This window comes from Citrobacter sp. CK206, assembly GCF_030333125.1.
GTDB lineage: Bacteria > Pseudomonadota > Gammaproteobacteria > Enterobacterales > Enterobacteriaceae > Citrobacter_B > Citrobacter_B koseri.
Window position 1 is genome coordinate 299,107 of sequence record NZ_JAOWGM010000023.1, and the last position, 17,106, is coordinate 316,212.

A 17,106-nucleotide genomic window follows, 5' to 3' on the forward strand; every position below is an offset into this window, starting at 1 on the left:
GATATCAAGGGCTTTACTGTTTTAATAAACAGCATGTTAGCTAATGGAGTTATAACTGTTCTTAATAACTAAGAAGTGAAAATGTCAAATGTTGCTGCAATTAAATCCAACAATTGTGTGAGATTATAATATTATTGCTACAGATTATATGAGACATGTTTTCATTTATGATTTAGCTGTCGTTGCAGTAATTATCTGTAATTTTTTTTCGGATTGATGACTATCAAGCAATAGTCGTCTCTTTTGTCTGGAGTGAGAGTAATTGTGAAAAAGAAGTATCTGAGTTGTGCTGTCTCTTTTGTGTTGTCTGTAGGAGCAGAAGCTGCTCCTGTCTATTGGACAGGAAATACCAGTGACTGGTCAGATAGCCAAAACTGGGATATCGGAATATTGCCTGGCGAAAATGATGAGGTATATATAGATGGTCCTAATGGACACTTTCCAATAATTACTGATGATATCTCAGTCAGTAGTATTGATAATAACTATCACCTTGCCGTTAATGATGCGAAGCTCGTCGTCGCCAACACGCTTCGCGTAGGCATTGCCGAACCGGACCCTGGAGGGGAGAGCTTGACAGGAAGACTCTCCCTTTTAAATGCAACAGTCGATGCCTCTGAAATTACAGTTGGCGGCGGGAGTACGGAATATACTGGATTTCTTAACGCAGTATCTTCAGAAATTAATACAAAAAATCTGTTAATTGGTTATCTGTATGGTAACGGCCATGGGACTCTTAGTGAGTCCAGTCTGTCGACTGAGGCGATCCTTGTGGGTACTAATCGGGGGACCGGGCAGCTGGATATCCGCAATTCTGAGGTCAGTACCACTTATTTATATATTGGTTACACGATGGGGCAAGGGATTGTTAATGTTGACAACTCGAGAGTCAATATTTTTGGGCCGGGGACAATAGCGATAGTCGGTGAGCGGGCAGGAGGTGATGGGGTACTTAATATTACTAATGGTGGTATTGTTACATCTTTTCGTCTTTTGTCAGGCGTCTTAGGGGGGCATGGTGAAATAAATGTTTCTGGTCAAAACTCTTCCCTGAGTACTAACTCTCTGACTCTTGCTCAATCTGGATCGGCAATAATGACTGTTTCAGATGGTGGTGAGATAAATACTACCAGTGAGTTTTTGATTGCGGATCAGCAAGGCAGTAACGGTGTGTTGAATATAGGTAACAACAGCGCCCCAGGTTACGTTAACTCCAGAGTTATTAAGTTTGGCAATGGAGCTGGTATGATCAATTTCTCACATACCAGCGATGATTATAAATTTCTTTCCCAAATTACAGGTGACGGGACGGTAAATATCTGGAGTGGTTCGACGACTTTACAGGGTGGTAATGACTACACAGGAAACACTAATCTTCATGGTGGGTATTTACGCGCTGGTAGCGATAACGCATTTAGTGCTGGTTCTGATTTTAACATCGGTAAAGATGGTGTTCTCGATCTAAATGGTTATGCTCAAACGGTGGGTACTGTCTATCACGATGGTACCATTTACATGAATGAAGCCGCTTCATCTGCTGGCACTACGTTGACTGTCGATGGTGATTATCATGGTCAGGGAGGAACTCTGGTCTTTAATTCTCAGCTGGCAGGCGATGCTTCTATTACAGATAGTATGCATATCACAGGTGATACAGACGGTAGCAGCTACGTAACAGTAAATAATCTGGGTGGGCAAGGCGCTCAAACTGTCGAAGGCATTGAGATTATTCGCGTTGATGGTAATTCAGATGGTCAATTTATCCAGCGCGGTCGTATTGTTGCCGGCGCTTATGATTATAACCTTGTGCAGGGCGGCAATGGAGGTAACAGTAATAACTGGTACCTGACCAGCAGCACAGAACCTGTGGACCCAACAGAGCCGGTTGACCCGACAGAACCCGTAGACCCAACAGAGCCGGTTGATCCGACAGAACCTGTGGACCCAATAGGGCCGGTTGATCCGACAGAACCACCGTCACCACCTGTATTCCCGAATACCAGCATCTCCCGCCCGGAGGCCGGTAGTTACATGACCAACCTCGCAGCGGCAAATGAGATGTTCATGACCAGGCTTGAGGACCGTGGCGGTGACCGCATGTACACCGATCCGTTCACTGGTGAAAAGAAGCTGACCAGTATGTGGATACGTACGGAAGGGCGACACCTTGACAGCCGGGACAGCAGCGGTCAACTCAATACGGACGAGAATCGCTATGTCATCCAGATGGGCGGTGATATTGCCAGCGGCACCTACACCGGCACGGACATCTGGCGGACTGGTTTGATGGCCGGCTACGGCAGCAGCCACAGTACCACGGACTCCTCCCTGACGGGTTATCGCTCAGAAGGAAACGTCAGCGGCTACAGCGTTGGGCTATACGGAACCTGGTTCAGGAATGCGGATCAGCGTACTGGCGCGTATATCGACACATGGCTGCAATATGCGTGGTATGACAACGAAGTGCAGGGAAAAGGACTTGCGAAAGAGAAGTATGACTCGGATGGCCTGCTGGCCTCAGTTGAGGGCGGATATACATTCCATCTGTGGGGAGATAAACATAATGATGTCTTCATCCAGCCACAGGCACAGGTGGTGTGGAGCGGGGTGACGATGGATGAGCACCGTGAAACTAACGGAACTCGAGTAGCTGGTAAGGGTGAAAATAATACGCAGTCCCGGTTGGGCGTGAAGGCCTTTATGGAACATCGCTCCGGTAAGGAGAGCGTCTGGAAACCTTACCTGGCAGCGAACTGGCTGCATAACAGTGAGAAAAGCGGGGTCAGAATGGATGACGTGACGCTGTACGACGAGGGCCGTAAGGACATTGGAGAAGCTAAGCTGGGTGTTGAAGCCAGCCTGATAGAGAAGCTGAGTGTACAGGTTGGCGTGAGTTCTCGCTTCGGCAGCGATAATTACCGTGACACGGGGGGCGGTATTAGCGTGCGCTATGAGTTTTAACTTTCGTGTGCCGTATCAGTAAAGGCCCCATAAGGGGCCTTCAGTCTATAGGTTTTTTCAATATGATAACAACGCCATTAGATCAATTCGCGCTGTCAGGCTTAAATGAACTGGTTAAATCCATTATTCCTGCAACAGAACAAAGAAGAGTGTTATTTGTGCAAGATATTGATTTGATCACTGCATGTTACTGCCGACAGTTATCTGATGATGTTGTGATTATACCACTTAGTTCGTGGGGAACATCTTCCTGCGGAATTATATCGTTGCAGGATAATACTTCAGATATTCGTGAGGCGTTAAAACGTACGCTACAAAGAAAATCTGATGAAACATGTCGATACTGCCAGCTCATCAGTGAATTAACATTAAGGGAACTCGGTATCATTCGGTTGATGAAATATTCTGACAGCATGTCAGGAGTTCGCTTAATGACAAGAATAAGCAGAAAAACGGTATATACCCATCAATCGAATATTAGAAAAAAGACAGGTTTCAGAACAAGGAGCCAGTTTCTGGCATGGTGCAAAGCTGTCTCCGGGTCGCTAACAATTTGAATCGACCAATGCAAACGCTGTTGTCGCTGTCAGAGGCAACTGCGGTGTTCATGTGAACATGGGGAAGACAGTTATGAGCCAAAGGAAGAGGAATAGCAAAAACGGACCTCCGTGGAGGTCCGTTGATATGAATTTGGTGCCCGGACTCGGAATCGAACCAAGGACACGGGGATTTTCAATCCCCTGCTCTACCGACTGAGCTATCCGGGCAACGGGGCGCATTAAAACCGATTCGCTTCGTTTCGTCAACGAAATTTCTTCAAATCCATGCAGACTGCACAATCTATCACCAGATTGTTGGTATTGCACGCATTTTCAGGCAAAAAACGCGGTCCACGCGGCGGAAAGCGGCATCGCCAGGAGCAGGGCGGGGAGCATATTGACCACCGCAAACATCTTGATTCCGCAAATACGTAGACCGGTCGCCAGCAGCAGTAACCCGCCTACGGCACTGAAATCTGCCATCATCGCCGGGGTGGTGAGCGGTAAAATTAAGGCCGCGCAGGTGGCGAGTAATAGCTGGATAACCAACATAGGGGCGGAAATAACGGCGACGGCGGCTCCCAGCGAGCAGGCGAAGATCATGGCCGTGAAGAAATCGAGAAACGATTTTGCGATGAGAATGCTCGGGTCGCCGGTCATGCCTTCATGCATCGCGCCGAAAATGCCGGTTCCGCTGGCGCAAAAAAGAACAATAATGGCGACATAGTTCTGAATAAAGGTGTCGTGGACGGCTTTCTTCCCCGGTTTCTTAATCAGTTGCTGCGCTTTCGTCACCGCCGTGTTGATGCCTTTTTCCAGGTAACAAAACTCGCCGATAAGCGCGCCGATGATTGTCGCCAGAACCATTACCGGAAGATTAGCGCATTTTATGACCAGTAAAATACCGATCCCCAGCGATGCCAGCCCGAAAATAGAGGTCATTGAGACACGAATCCGTTCCGGTAAACGCTGGCTGAGAAGCGCGCCAAGCACGCCTCCAGCTAAAACGGCGCTGGCGTTAATAAAAGGCCCGATTACCACAGTCGCTCCTGTTATTTGTTTTATCTGATTGCATTATTATGCCCCGAATATCACGCATTATGCGCGTTTGTCGATGGCGCGTATGTCCGGGATTTGATCTTGCGCCCCCAGGGGAAAGGTGCCATGATTGCGCGAATTTTCTCCTGTTTGTACGGGGCAGCCTGGGATGACCATATTACCCTTACATCGCCTTCAACTTCGCCTTTCTGCGCGACGATTGCCCCTTTCTTTGATCTCCCTTCATTCTCTCACCATGCGGTGAGGGCAGCGCACGCTCACTGCGGGACAACAGTAAGATCAGAGGCTGTCTGCTTTTACTGATGTCTGGCGGTCGGAGCTGGTGACCAGTTTGACCCAACATTTCGTGGGGCAGGGTAATGTTACCTTGCCTGGGACTTCTATTCTCCCGAAACGGGCTTTTGCGCTTATGAAATCAATGAATATTGCCGCCAGTGGTGAACTGGTCTCTCGCTTGTCTACTCACCGCCATGTGGTGGCGCTGGACGGCACTGACTTTACTGATGTTGCGGCAGTCGTCATTACCGTTGCGGACAGTCGCAGCGGCATCCTGGCATTGCTTAAACGCACCGGTTTTCAGTTGCCGGTGTTTATTCTCTCTGACGATCATGTTGATGCGCCTGCCGGTGTTGAGGCGGTGATAAGCGGCAACGCGCAGGACTGGCTGGAACTGGAGTCGGCCGCCTGTCGTTATGAAGAGAATCTGCTGCCGCCGTTTTATGACACGCTGACCCAGTATGTCGATATGGGTAATAGCACCTTTGCCTGCCCGGGCCATCAGCACGGTGAATTTTTCAGAAAACACCCGGCCGGTCGGCATTTTTATGACTTCTTCGGCGAAAACCTCTTTCGGGCGGATATGTGCAACGCCGACGTAAAGCTGGGGGATCTGCTCATTCATGAGGGATCGGCCAAGCATGCGCAGAAGTTTGCGGCGAAAGTCTTTCATGCGGATAAAACGTATTTCGTGCTGAATGGCACCTCGGCGGCGAATAAGGTTGTGACCAACGCGCTGCTGACGCGCGGTGATCTGGTGCTGTTCGATCGTAACAACCATAAATCAAACCACCACGGGGCGTTGATTCAGGCGGGCGCCACGCCGGTCTATCTCGAAGCCGCGCGCAACCCGTTTGGTTTTATCGGCGGCATTGATGAGCACTGTTTTGACGAGGCATACCTGCGTGAGCAGATCCGTGAGGTCGCCCCGCAGAAAGCCGATCGGCCGCGCCCGTTTCGTCTGGCCGTCATTCAACTGGGGACGTATGACGGCACGATCTACAACGCCCGTCAGGTCATCGACAAAATCGGCAGTCTGTGTGATTACATCCTGTTTGACTCCGCCTGGGTCGGGTATGAGCAATTTATTCCGATGATGGCGGACGGTTCGCCGCTGCTGCTGGCGCTGAACGAAAACGATCCGGGGATTTTTGTTACGCAGTCGGTACACAAGCAGCAGGCTGGTTTCTCGCAAACCTCGCAGATTCACAAAAAGGACAATCACATTCGCGGTCAGGCGCGTTTTTGCCCGCACAAGCGCCTGAATAACGCCTTTATGCTGCATGCTTCCACCAGTCCGTTCTACCCGCTGTTTGCCGCGCTGGATGTCAATGCCAAAATCCATGAAGGGGAGAGCGGTCGCCGCCTGTGGGCAGAGTGCGTGGCGCTGGGCATTGAGGCGCGCAAGGCGATACTCGCCCGCTGCAAACTGCTTCAGCCATTCATTCCGCCGCTTGTGGACGGTAAACCGTGGCAGGATCATCCAACGGCACTGATTGCCAGCGATCGACGCTTCTTCAGCTTTGAACCCGGGGCGAAATGGCATGGCTTTGCAGGCTATGCGGAGGATCAGTATTTTGTCGATCCGTGCAAACTGCTGCTGACCACGCCGGGCATTGATGCTGAAACCGGGCGCTATACCGACTTTGGTATCCCGGCCACTATTCTGGCGCACTATCTGCGTGAGAACGGCATCGTACCGGAAAAATGCGATCTCAACTCGATTTTGTTCCTGCTGACGCCTGCCGAAAGCGAAGCCAAAATGGCGCAACTGGTGGCGATGCTGGCCCAGTTCGAACAACATATCGAAGACGACACGCCGCTGGCGGATGTGCTGCCGACCATCTTTAACAAATATCCGGTACGTTACCGCGACTACACCCTGCGCCAGTTATGCCAGGAGATGCACGATCTGTACGTCAGTTTTGACGTGAAAGATCTGCAAAAAGCGATGTTCCGCAAAGAGAGCCTGCCTGCGGTGGCGATGAATCCGCAGGATGCCAATAGCGCTTTTATTCGCGGCGATGTTGAGTTAGTGCGTATTCGTGACGCTGAAGGGCGTATCGCGGCAGAAGGCGCGCTGCCATATCCACCGGGTGTGCTGTGCGTCGTGCCGGGCGAAGTGTGGGGTGGGGCGGTGCAGCGCTACTTCCTGGCGCTGGAAGAGGGCGTCAATTTGCTACCCGGCTTCTCACCGGAACTGCAAGGGGTTTACAGCGAGACTGATGCCGATGGGATTAAACGTCTGTATGGCTATGTGCTGAAATAAGTTCGCGTTATCCGGCCTACGGGGCGACTCCCTTGTAGGCCGGATAAGCATTAGCGCCATCCGGCGTAAAGATTAATGCGCGATAGTCTGCGCGCCTGCCGGAACGCGAACGTGTTTGTATTTAAACAGCGCCACGAACGCAAAGGCCAGAACCAGAGAGTAGCCTGCGAAAATCAGCCACACGGTCTGCCAGTCGGTAATGCCGTTCAGGGTGTAATGCTCAACCACTTTACCGCTCACGACGCCGCCAAGGATACAACCGAAGCCGTTAGTCATCATCAGGAACATGCCCTGCGCACTGGCGCGGATTTCAGGGCGTACCTCTTTTTCCACAAACACCGAACCGGAGATGTTGAAGAAGTCGAAGGCGCAGCCGTAAACAATCATCGACAGAACCAGCAGCACGGTACCGAACGGCGTTGGGTCGCCATAAGCGAACAGGCCAAAGCGCAGCATCCAGGCCACGATACTGATCAGCATGACGTTCTTAATACCGTAACGGCTTAAGAAGAACGGAATGGTCAGGATGAACAGCGTCTCGGAAATTTGCGAAATCGACATCATGACCGAGGCATGCTGCACGATAAAGCTGCTGGCGAACAGCGGATCTTTATCAAAACTGTGCAGGAAGGTGTTACCGAACATATTGGTAATTTGCAGCTCGGCGCCCAGCATCATGGAGAAGATAAAGAAAATCGCCATGCGTTTGTTTTTGAACAGCGCGAAAGCATCCAGCCCCAGCATTGAAGTCCAGCTCTGGTTCTTCTGCTGTCTGGCAACCGGAATGTGCGGCAGCGTAAGCGTAAACAGTACCAGAATGACGGAAAGCGCCGCGCCGATGTACAGCTGCATATGGCTCAGTTCAAAGCCAGAGAAGCTTACGCCCCACATCGCCATAATAAAGCCGATGGTGCCCCAGATACGAATAGGCGGGAAGTCGGTGACGATGTCCAGCCCTGCGGATTGCAGGCGGTAGTAGGAGATGGTGTTGATCAACCCTAACGTTGGCATATAGGCCAGCGAGTTAAGCAAGATCACAAAGAACATGGCGCCTGGCGTGGTCACTTCGGCAGCCATGAACAATGTTGCAGCGCCAACGACGTGGCAAATGGCGTATACCCATTTCGCACTCAACCATTTGTCGGCCACAATCCCTAACAGCGTGGGCATAAAGACGGCGGCAATCCCCAGCGAGCTATACACAGCACCGATGGATGCACCGTCGAATTTAAGGGTGACAAACATATATGAGCCGAGGGTGGTAAGCCAGCTTCCCCACAGGCAGAACTGCAGAAAGGAGAGGACTTTCAGCTGCAGCTTAAGATTCATGTTAATTTCCTCACACCATATAGCGGATGGATGTTTTAAAAGGCACATTTGCCGTTGCAATATGATGTGATTCTATCAATGAGGAAAGGGTATTTTTTGTTACCTGTGACAAATATTTGCAAACAATTTCTAATTGCAAAGCAAAAGAGTGATGGAGTTAACACTTTTCGGCCTTCCCGCCCCAGTGCGATCGGGGGCGGGAACGGCGAGATTACTTCCGACGGTAGGATTTCTGGGTGGCATTGACCTTATACAGATAGCGACGCGATTCCGCAGAAGGATGCCTCGTGGTTAATGTCTGGTACACATCGCCCGGGGACATACTGTTGATGATGTTTGCCGCCTGAACCTTATCGTTAGAGAAAACGCGCAGCACGCTGCCTGCACCGCCGTTATAGGCGGTGATCACCGCGTAACGACGCGATGTTGGATTATCAATGCCGCCTAAATAGACATTGTTGAGCATCGCCAGATAAGCGGTGCCGGTATCAATGTTGCTGGCAGGATCGAACAGGAAACTGCGGCCTGGCGTGCCCGATTTCCCCTGTGAACGGAATACGTCCTTCCCGGCGGTGTGCTGTACTACCTGCATCAGCCCCAGCGCGTCGGAACGGCTGACCGCATACGGGTTGAAAGAGGACTCGGTTTGCATAATCGCCAGAATCAGCGACTCATCGACACCGTATTTGCGGGCGGCCTGGCGAACCATGCCAACATATTTATGCGCACGTTTATCCAGGTGGTTCGGCACCAGATTGATCGTCACGCTGTAGATGATGCGCAGACCGTTACTGCGACTCTTAAGACGCGTTTTCAGCAGATAGTCAGCGAAGTTGGTTGCGCGTCCCTCCCAGCGAATGGGTTGCCCGGTATTATCGACCACCTGACCATACAGGAACGGCTCTCTGGAGATCTGAATATCATCGACGTCCGAGTAGAGGTCGACCGAACCGGGATCGTCGCCCATTAACAGCGTCTTGATGATCGCGCGACGCAGGTGCGCGGCGGGCTCTGTTCCGGCAATGGTTTCGACGGTGATGGTACCGTCGTCAAAGTTGATGTGGCTGCGGGTCTGATACTGGTCAGTGTACTTCACGTAGTCCTTCGGACCCGCGATCAACACTTCCTTGAACCCCCACAGATTCTCAATGTTATGGGCAAACTGCCCCATCAGAATATCAAAACCGTTGGTATCCTTGACCCAGGCTTCATTATAGGTATCGCCTTTTTTGGTCGAACTGGAACAGGAGATGAGCAACGGCGCAACAAGAGCAAGCGCGAAAAATTTTTTCATCATTCCGGGAGTGCGTGTTGTGTTTGTTGTTGTATCGTTTTGCCGGATGGCGGTGCAAGCACCTTATCCGGCCTACGAGATTGCCAGCAAGAGATGCTTATTTTTTCTCTTCCGGCGTATAGCCTTCAATATGCACGTCTTTCCCTTCAAACAGGAAGTTGATCATCTCCTGCTCCAGCAGTTTGCGGTGCTCGACGTTCATCATGTTGAGTTTCTTTTCGTTGATCAGCATGGTTTGCTTATGCTGCCACTGCGCCCACGCTTCTTTAGAGATCTCGTTGTAGATGCGTTTCCCCAGTTCGCCCGGGTACAGCTGAAAATCCTGGCCTTCCGCTTCACGTTGCAGGAAAGTACAAAAAATGGTTCTGCTCATAAAAAATCCTCTTTATCGACCGGGGTGCTCAAACCGGCGCGCCAGTACGTAACTGCTGTAACAAACGCTCCACGGGGGCCGCCAGTCCGACCGACGGCGGTTGCGCTAAGTTATACCAGAGCGCGTTGCCTTCATCCATGCACTCGGTGAATGAAGACACGGGAAGCCACATAGGCACAATATCTAAGTGGAAATGGCTAAACGTGTGGCGAAAAGCATTAAGTTGACAGAGATTATCGGCCTGAATATGCCGTTGCGCCAGCCACTGACGCAAGTCATCTTCATCCTCAAACTGAGGAAAACAGTATAATCCGCCCCATAAGCCGCTCGGCGGACGCTGCGCCAGAAACACGTCGTCATTATGCTGCAACAGCAAAAAATAGCCTGTACGCTCCGGCAGCGTCTGTTTTGGCTTCTTACCGGGGTACAGCGACCAGCTCTCGTTCGCGGCGGCAACGCAGCCATTCTGGAGCGGGCACAGCGAACATTTCGGCCTGGAGCGCGTACACACCATAGCGCCTAAATCCATCATCGCCTGGTTAAAACGCGCCACGCCGTTGGCAGGTGTAACCTGTTCGCTCAGATCCCACAGCCGTTTCTCAACCTCTTTTTTCCCCGGCCAGCCGCTGACAGCATAGCAGCGTGCCAGCACGCGTTTAACGTTGCCGTCGAGAATCGGAAAATGTTTATCCAAAGAGAGCGAGAGAACCGCGCCGGCGGTGGAGCGGCCTACGCCGGGCAGGGCGGCGACCTCGTCGAACGTTTCCGGGAACCGGCCGCCGTGCAGCGTCGCCACCTGTTGCGCCGCCTTATGCAGATTGCGCGCGCGGGCGTAGTAGCCGAGGCCCGTCCACAAATGCAGAACCTCATCCAGCGGCGCGTTGGCTAAATCCGTCACCGTTGGAAAGTGCGACATAAAACGTTCGAAATAGGGGATAACTGTCGCAACCTGCGTCTGTTGCAACATCACTTCCGAGAGCCATACTTTGTAGGGCGTCTTGTCAATTTGCCAGGGCAGGGTTTTCCGCCCGTATTTATCGTACCAGCCCAAAACCTGAGCCGAAAATTGAGACGCTTGCATGGTCACCGCTTTAAAATTGCTGGGGGCAAGATTGCAGCACAGAGGCAACGAGGTGTAAACCGGAACTTTCCTGTGATCACTCTCTTCCTTTACTTGCATCCGGCAACTAACTTTGGATAATGCCCGTTTTCGGAACTCAATCACAAGCAGACTTAACTTTTATGAAGAACGACGTCATTTCACCGGAATTTGATGAAAACGGCCGCCCGTTGCGCCGAATTCGTAGCTTTGTTCGTCGCCAGGGGCGACTGACGAAAGGGCAGGAACACGCGCTGGAAAACTACTGGCCGGTGATGGGCGTTGAATTCAGCGAAGAATCGGTGGATTTCGCCACGCTGTTTGGCCGCAACGCGCCGGTTACGCTTGAGATTGGTTTTGGTATGGGCGCCTCGCTGGTGGCGATGGCGAAAGCCCGCCCGGAACAAAATTTCCTCGGTATTGAAGTGCATTCGCCTGGCGTTGGCGCATGTCTGGCGTCTGCGCACGAAGAAGGCGTGGGGAACCTGCGTGTGATGTGTCATGACGCGGTTGAAGTGCTGCATAAAATGATTCCTGACAATTCTTTATCGATGGTTCAGCTCTTTTTCCCTGACCCGTGGCATAAAGCGCGTCATAATAAACGCCGTATCGTTCAGGTTCCGTTTGCCGAACTGGTGAAAAGCAAACTGAAGCTGGGCGGTGTGTTCCATATGGCGACCGACTGGGAAGCCTATGCGGAGCATATGCTGGAAGTGATGTCCTCCATCGACGGGTACAAAAACCTGTCAGAGAGTAACGATTATGTACCGCGCCCGGAATCGCGCCCGGTAACCAAATTTGAACAACGTGGTCATCGTCTTGGCCACGGCGTATGGGACTTAATGTTCGAGAGGGTGAAATAATGGCAAAGAACCGTAGTCGTCGTCTGCGTAAAAAAATGCATATCGACGAATTCCAGGAATTAGGGTTTTCGGTTGCATGGCGTTTCCCGGAAGGCACTTCTGAAGAGCAGGTTGATAAAATTGTCGATGACTTTATCAATGACGTTATTGAGCCAAATAAACTGGCGTTTGACGGCAGCGGTTATCTGTCCTGGGAAGGGCTGATCTGCATGCAGGAAATCGGCAAATGCACCGAAGAACATCAGGCGATTGTGCGTAAGTGGCTGGAAGAACACAAACTTGAAGACGTGCGCACCAGCGAACTTTTCGACGTTTGGTGGGACTAATAAAGCATACGGGGCCAGCATTTGCTGGCCCGATTTGTCTTGAGGGAAAGTTATGATGCGCAAAACGCTGCTGGCGGCAGTTCTTTCGTTGACGGCGATGGCCGCACACGCAGATTATCAATGCAGCGTCACTCCGCGTGACGATGTGATTCTCAGCCCGCAAACGGTTCAGGTAAAAGGCGAAAACGGCAACCTGGTGATCGCGCCGGACGGCAATGCGATGTTTAACGGCAAACAGTACACCCTTAGCGCCGCGCAGCGCGAACAGGCGAAAGATTACCAGGCGGAATTGCGCAGCGCGCTGCCGTGGATCGATGAGGGCGCCAGAAGCCGCGTCGAGAAAGGCCGCGTGGCGCTGGATAAAATCATCGCGCAGGAAGTGGGCGAAAGCAGCAATATGCGTGGTCGATTGACCAAACTTGATGCGCAACTGAAAGAGCAGATGAACCGCATCATTGAGCATCGTACTGACGGCCTGACCTTCCACTACAAGGCGATTGATCAGGTGCGCGCCGACGGCCAGCAACTGGTGAATCAGGCGATGGGCGGCATTTTGCAGGACAGCATTAACGAAATGGGTGCGAAAGCGGTGCTCAAAGGCGGCGGTAATCCGTTGCAGGGTGTGCTGGGTAGCCTCGGCGGTCTGCAAACGTCGATTCAGAACGAATGGAAGAATCAGGAAAAAGACTTCCAGCAGTTCGGCAAAGATGTGTGCAGTCGCGTTGTGACGCTGGAAGACAGCCGCAAAGCGCTGGTGAGCAGCCTGAAATAAAACTCTTGTCTATGGCACAGCATCTGCTGTGCCGTTTTATGTTGTCATACCCCGCCGTTTTGATATCCATCTCTAAAAACCACAAACGTAAAAAGATATTTATCTGGTTAATTGGAAGACGTCACATTATTCATCTTCGACATTGGGATAATGCGTCAAATTCACGTAACTGGAGAAATAACATGGAGTTTTTCAGGAAAATGGTACTCGCCGCTCTGGTAATGGGTTGCAGCGGCGCGGCGCTGGCTTTGCCGAATGTCACTATTCTGGCGACCGGGGGAACCATTGCCGGTGGCGGTGACTCCGCGACAAAATCAAATTATACGGCGGGTAAAGTTGGCGTCGAAAGCCTGGTGGACGCGGTGCCTCAGTTAAAGGATATCGCAGTTGTAAAAGGTGAGCAGGTCGTCAATATCGGTTCGCAGGATATGAACGATGAAGTCTGGTTAACGCTGGCGAAGAAAATCAATACCGACTGCGATAACACCGACGGCTTCGTGATCACCCACGGTACCGATACGATGGAAGAGACGGCTTATTTCCTCGACCTGACCGTCAAGTGTAATAAACCGGTAGTGCTGGTCGGGGCGATGCGTCCGTCGACGTCAATGAGCGCCGACGGCCCGTTCAACCTCTATAACGCTGTGGTCACTGCGGCGGATAAAGCGTCCGCGAATCGCGGCGTACTGGTGGTGATGAACGACACTGTGCTGGACGGACGTGACGTCACCAAGACCAATACTACCGATGTCGCCACCTTCAAGTCTGTGAATTACGGGCCGCTGGGCTACATTCACAACGGTAAAATTGATTATCAGCGTACGCCAGCGCGCAAGCACACCACTTCCACGCCGTTTGACGTTTCTAAGCTGACTGAACTGCCGAAAGTCGGGATTATTTATAACTACGCGAATGCGTCCGATCTGCCGGCGAAAGCGCTGGTGGATGCGGGTTACGAAGGGATTGTGAGCGCGGGCGTGGGTAACGGCAACCTGTACAAAACGGTTTTCGATACGCTGGCGACTGCTGCGCATAAAGGCACGGTTGTCGTGCGTTCTTCTCGTGTACCGACTGGCGCCACCACGCAGGATGCTGAAGTCGATGACGCGAAATACGGGTTTGTCGCTTCCGGTTCGTTGAACCCGCAAAAAGCGCGCGTGCTGTTGCAACTGGCGCTGACGCAAACCAAAGATCCGCAACAGATCCAGACGATGTTTAATCAGTATTAATCGGTGAAGGTGGCTGCGCTTATCGCCCTAACCCTGTAGGCCTGATAAGCGCAGCGCCATCAGGCAATTTGCCGGATGGCGGCTCAAGGCCTTATCCGGCCTACATCTTCACCCGCCATCACTCCGCCAGAAACAGCTCCAGCAGGGAGTTTAAAAACAGCTTGCCGTGTTGGGTAATCTGCCAGTGCTGCTCGCATTCGGTGAGATACCCCTGGGCGATGGCCTCGTCGAGCTGCTTACGAATTACCGCTTCGGCAAGCCCGGTATACTGCGTAAACTCTGCCCGGGGAGCCGCTTCCAGTAACCGAAAACGGTTCATAAAGAACTCAAACGGCTTGTCGGCCTGTTCGACATCACGCTGGCTTTCCAGATAGCGCCCCTGCATATAACCGCGCGGGTGACGCGTTTTGGTGGTGCGCAGGATGCGCCCGTCCGGGAAGGTCACTTTACCGTGCGCGCCGCAGCCAATTCCGAGATAATCGCCAAAGCGCCAGTAGTTCAGGTTGTGCTGACACTGATAACCCGGCCTGGCATACGCGGAGGTTTCGTACTGCTGATAACCTGCCGCCGTCAGCAACTGGTGGCCTTGCTCGAAGATATCCCACAGCGCGTCATCGTCTGGCAATACCGGCGGGCGTGAGCCGAACAGCGTGTTAGGTTCGATAGTCAACTGATACCACGACAGATGCGGCGGATTGAGCGCGATGGCCTGGCGCAGGTCGCCCAGCGCCTCTTCCAGCGTTTGATCCGGCAGGCCGTGCATCAGGTCCAGGTTGAAGCTGCGCAGCCCCAGACTGCTCGCCAGATTCGCTGCCCGCTTCGCCTCTTCCGGGCCGTGAATGCGCCCGAGGCGTTTTAGCTTCGGTTCACTAAAACTCTGCACGCCGATGGAGATACGGTTTACCCCGGCGCGTTGGTAATCAACGAAACGGTCGGCCTCTACCGTCCCCGGATTCGCCTCCATCGTGATTTCTGCATCCGCCGCCAGCGGCAGGCGCGCCCGCACGCCGTCCAGCAGCGTTTGCATTGCCGGGCCTGAGAGCAGGCTCGGCGTACCGCCGCCAATAAAAATGGTCTTTACTTCGCGTCCCTGCGCATATGCCACGTTGGTATCGAGATCGCTCAGCAGGTGCTGAACATAATCATCGTGCGGCACTTCGCCTTTCAGCGCATGCGAGTTGAAATCGCAGTACGGGCATTTCTGCACGCACCACGGGATGTGAATATAAAGACTCAGCGGCGGCAGCTTAACCATTGCGTAAGGCGTCCAGCAGCAGCTTCAGCGCCTGCCCACGGTGGGAGATCGCGCTTTTTTCTTCACGGGTTAACTCGGCTGCCGTTTTACCTTCCGACGGAACAAAGAAAATAGGGTCATAGCCGAAACCGCCATTGCCCGCCGCTTCGCGGGTAATCATTCCTGGCCAGCTTCCGTGGCACACCAGCGGCGTCGGGTCTTCTGCATGGCGCATGTAGACCAGCACGCAGTGGAAGCGCGCCTGGCGCTTCTCATCCGGCACCTCCCGCAGGGTATGCAGCAGTTTTTCCAGGTTACGCTGATCGGTGGCGTCTTCGCCGGAATAACGGGCGGAGTAAATACCCGGCGCGCCGCCCAGCGCATCAACGGCCAGGCCGGAGTCGTCGGCAATGGCGGGCAGACCGGTAGCTTTTGCGGCATGACGCGCTTTCAGGATCGCATTTTCGATGAACGTCAGACCGGTCTCTTCGGCTGAATCAACGCCCAGTTCGGTTTGCGCGATGACATCAAGCCCAAAATCGCTCAACAGTGAGGCGAGCTCACGCACTTTACCGGCATTGCCGGTAGCGAGGACAACTTTTTGCATAGGATACCTAATCAGTTAACGCCGCGATTTCTGGCGGGATCTGTTGCGGATGAATGATTTTAACCTGTTTGTGGCGGCCCAGTTCGCCCTTTTCAATGACGACCTGGCTTTTCGCCACTCGGAATTGTTTGCCAAGAAACTTCACCAGATGGCTGTTGGCCTGGCCATCAACCGGCGGGGCGGTAATGGCGACTTTCACTTCGTCGCCATGTAAACCCACAATACTGTCACGGCTGGCTTTCGGCTGAATATAGAGCCGTAAAATCAGACCGTCAGCGCAGGGTGTAACGGCACTCATAGCGCCATCCACAGCCCCGGCAGCAGCATATTGCCTGTCGCCTGTAAGACTTCAGCGATGCCCATGTTGATAACATACAGCAGCAGAACCAGGATCATCGGCGAGAAGTCGATGCCGCCCATCGAAGGGAGCAGACGGCGAATCGGGCGCAGCAAAGGGTCCGCCAGTTGAAGCAGAACGTATTCAATCGGGCTTCGGCCCTGGCTCACCCAGCTCATGATCGCCATCACCAGCAGTACCCAGAAAATCAGCAGGCCGATGGTTTTCAGGACGATAAGTATGGCGGCGATCCAGATAATCGGCTGGAACGTCACGACCATGAAAAGCACTATCGCTTTGATAAAGCTCAGAATAAATGCCAGCAGCATGGAGGCGCTATCAATCGGCCCCATTGGCGGAATAATACGACGCAGCGGCCCGATAATGGGTTGAGTCGCTTTCACCACAAACTGTGAGAAAGGGTTGTAAAAATCACAGCGAGCCCACTGCATCCATACGCGCAACAATAGCACCATGGTATACAGTTCAATTACCGTTGAGAGCAGGAAGGTCAACGTCTTCATGGCGTTCCTCAGTTT

At 52.6% G+C, this 17,106-nt stretch carries 16 protein-coding genes and 1 tRNA gene; 7 read left to right on the plus strand and 10 right to left on the minus strand.

What is annotated here, in order from left to right; genetic code table 11:
- Positions 1-264: 264 nt before the first annotated feature.
- Complete coding sequence (locus OGX81_RS08090; RefSeq protein WP_104868196.1) at positions 265-2,961, plus strand: autotransporter outer membrane beta-barrel domain-containing protein; 2,697 nt, start codon at positions 265-267, stop codon at positions 2,959-2,961.
- A gap of 62 nt (positions 2,962-3,023) precedes the next feature.
- On the plus strand, positions 3,024-3,518 hold the full coding sequence (locus OGX81_RS08095) for a helix-turn-helix transcriptional regulator (RefSeq protein ID WP_146209169.1): 495 nt from the start codon (positions 3,024-3,026) through the stop codon (positions 3,516-3,518).
- A gap of 134 nt (positions 3,519-3,652) precedes the next feature.
- Here OGX81_RS08095 and OGX81_RS08100 read toward each other — a convergent pair.
- Together OGX81_RS08100 and OGX81_RS08105 are read right to left on the minus strand one after the other, a co-directional pair.
- A tRNA-Phe gene (locus OGX81_RS08100) sits at positions 3,653-3,728 on the minus strand.
- 105 nt (positions 3,729-3,833) lie between these two features.
- Complete coding sequence (locus tag OGX81_RS08105; protein WP_104868197.1) at positions 3,834-4,541, minus strand: DUF554 domain-containing protein; 708 nt, start codon at positions 4,539-4,541, stop codon at positions 3,834-3,836.
- A gap of 427 nt (positions 4,542-4,968) precedes the next feature.
- Between OGX81_RS08105 and OGX81_RS08110 the strand changes: the two genes are divergently transcribed.
- Entirely contained in the window at positions 4,969-7,104 is a 2,136-nt protein-coding gene (locus OGX81_RS08110) for an ornithine decarboxylase (RefSeq protein ID WP_104868198.1), read from the plus strand.
- 72 nt (positions 7,105-7,176) lie between these two features.
- On the opposite strand, the gene OGX81_RS08115 is transcribed toward OGX81_RS08110, so the two are convergent.
- From OGX81_RS08115 to mutY, 4 genes are all read right to left on the minus strand, one after another.
- Entirely contained in the window at positions 7,177-8,433 is a 1,257-nt protein-coding gene (locus OGX81_RS08115; protein WP_012135079.1) for a nucleoside permease, read from the minus strand.
- A 211-nt stretch (positions 8,434-8,644) separates the two neighbouring features.
- The gene (gene mltC, locus OGX81_RS08120; protein WP_024130939.1) at positions 8,645-9,727 is read right to left on the minus strand and encodes a membrane-bound lytic murein transglycosylase MltC; all 1,083 of its coding nucleotides are present in this window, start codon (positions 9,725-9,727) and stop codon (positions 8,645-8,647) included.
- 97 nt (positions 9,728-9,824) lie between these two features.
- Positions 9,825-10,100, minus strand: a complete 276-nt coding sequence (locus OGX81_RS08125; protein WP_012135077.1) for an oxidative damage protection protein — start codon at positions 10,098-10,100, stop codon at positions 9,825-9,827.
- Between the two features lie 28 nt (positions 10,101-10,128).
- The gene (gene mutY, locus OGX81_RS08130) at positions 10,129-11,181 is read right to left on the minus strand and encodes an A/G-specific adenine glycosylase (protein ID WP_104869106.1); all 1,053 of its coding nucleotides are present in this window, start codon (positions 11,179-11,181) and stop codon (positions 10,129-10,131) included.
- A 161-nt stretch (positions 11,182-11,342) separates the two neighbouring features.
- Here mutY and trmB point away from each other — a divergent pair, with 161 nt between their 5' ends.
- From trmB to ansB, 4 genes are all read left to right on the plus strand, one after another.
- A complete protein-coding gene (trmB, locus tag OGX81_RS08135) occupies positions 11,343-12,062 on the plus strand; it encodes a tRNA (guanosine(46)-N7)-methyltransferase TrmB (protein WP_104868199.1) in 720 nt (239 codons plus the stop codon).
- Positions 12,062-12,388 carry a YggL family protein gene (locus tag OGX81_RS08140; protein WP_012135074.1) on the plus strand — a complete coding sequence of 109 codons (327 nt, stop codon included), beginning with the start codon at positions 12,062-12,064 and terminating at the stop codon, positions 12,386-12,388. Before trmB ends, OGX81_RS08140 begins: the two co-directional genes overlap by 1 nt.
- Positions 12,389-12,440: 52 nt before the next feature.
- On the plus strand, positions 12,441-13,160 hold the full coding sequence (locus tag OGX81_RS08145) for a YggN family protein (RefSeq protein WP_286487536.1): 720 nt from the start codon (positions 12,441-12,443) through the stop codon (positions 13,158-13,160).
- Positions 13,161-13,342: 182 nt separating this feature from the next.
- Complete coding sequence (gene ansB, locus OGX81_RS08150; RefSeq protein WP_104868200.1) at positions 13,343-14,389, plus strand: L-asparaginase 2; 1,047 nt, start codon at positions 13,343-13,345, stop codon at positions 14,387-14,389.
- A 118-nt stretch (positions 14,390-14,507) separates the two neighbouring features.
- Here ansB and hemW read toward each other — a convergent pair whose 3' ends face one another.
- Genes hemW through OGX81_RS08170 form a run of 4 tightly spaced genes read right to left on the minus strand, consistent with a single transcriptional unit; the run spans position 14,508 to position 17,091 of the window.
- Positions 14,508-15,644, minus strand: a complete 1,137-nt coding sequence (gene hemW / locus OGX81_RS08155) for a radical SAM family heme chaperone HemW (RefSeq protein WP_104868201.1) — start codon at positions 15,642-15,644, stop codon at positions 14,508-14,510.
- Positions 15,637-16,230, minus strand: a complete 594-nt coding sequence (locus OGX81_RS08160) for an XTP/dITP diphosphatase (protein WP_012135070.1) — start codon at positions 16,228-16,230, stop codon at positions 15,637-15,639. The genes hemW and OGX81_RS08160 overlap by 8 nt, the downstream gene beginning before the upstream one ends.
- A 7-nt stretch (positions 16,231-16,237) precedes the next feature.
- Positions 16,238-16,528: a DUF167 family protein YggU gene (yggU, locus tag OGX81_RS08165; protein ID WP_012135069.1), complete on the minus strand. Its 291-nt coding sequence runs from the start codon at positions 16,526-16,528 to the stop codon at positions 16,238-16,240.
- Positions 16,525-17,091, minus strand: coding sequence for a YggT family protein (locus tag OGX81_RS08170; protein WP_012135068.1), 567 nt, complete (start codon positions 17,089-17,091; stop codon positions 16,525-16,527). Before OGX81_RS08170 ends, yggU begins: the two co-directional genes overlap by 4 nt.
- Between the last annotated feature and the right edge of the window lie 15 nt (positions 17,092-17,106).

Excerpts from the sequence above, each read along its gene's own strand:
- OGX81_RS08095 (WP_146209169.1), top strand. The coding sequence starts at position 3,024 with ATGATAACAACGCCATTAGATCAATTCGCGCTGTCAGGCTTAAATGAA.
- OGX81_RS08110 (WP_104868198.1), top strand. The coding sequence starts at position 4,969 with ATGAAATCAATGAATATTGCCGCCAGTGGTGAACTGGTCTCTCGCTTG.
- OGX81_RS08115 (WP_012135079.1), bottom strand. The coding sequence starts at position 8,433 with ATGAATCTTAAGCTGCAGCTGAAAGTCCTCTCCTTTCTGCAGTTCTGC.
- mltC (WP_024130939.1), bottom strand. The coding sequence starts at position 9,727 with ATGAAAAAATTTTTCGCGCTTGCTCTTGTTGCGCCGTTGCTCATCTCC.
- OGX81_RS08125 (WP_012135077.1), bottom strand. The coding sequence starts at position 10,100 with ATGAGCAGAACCATTTTTTGTACTTTCCTGCAACGTGAAGCGGAAGGC.
- mutY (WP_104869106.1), bottom strand. The coding sequence starts at position 11,181 with ATGCAAGCGTCTCAATTTTCGGCTCAGGTTTTGGGCTGGTACGATAAA.
- trmB (WP_104868199.1), top strand. The coding sequence starts at position 11,343 with ATGAAGAACGACGTCATTTCACCGGAATTTGATGAAAACGGCCGCCCG.
- OGX81_RS08140 (WP_012135074.1), top strand. The coding sequence starts at position 12,062 with ATGGCAAAGAACCGTAGTCGTCGTCTGCGTAAAAAAATGCATATCGAC.
- OGX81_RS08145 (WP_286487536.1), top strand. The coding sequence starts at position 12,441 with ATGATGCGCAAAACGCTGCTGGCGGCAGTTCTTTCGTTGACGGCGATG.
- ansB (WP_104868200.1), top strand. The coding sequence starts at position 13,343 with ATGGAGTTTTTCAGGAAAATGGTACTCGCCGCTCTGGTAATGGGTTGC.
- hemW (WP_104868201.1), bottom strand. The coding sequence starts at position 15,644 with ATGGTTAAGCTGCCGCCGCTGAGTCTTTATATTCACATCCCGTGGTGC.
- OGX81_RS08160 (WP_012135070.1), bottom strand. The coding sequence starts at position 16,230 with ATGCAAAAAGTTGTCCTCGCTACCGGCAATGCCGGTAAAGTGCGTGAG.
- yggU (WP_012135069.1), bottom strand. The coding sequence starts at position 16,528 with ATGAGTGCCGTTACACCCTGCGCTGACGGTCTGATTTTACGGCTCTAT.
- OGX81_RS08170 (WP_012135068.1), bottom strand. The coding sequence starts at position 17,091 with ATGAAGACGTTGACCTTCCTGCTCTCAACGGTAATTGAACTGTATACC.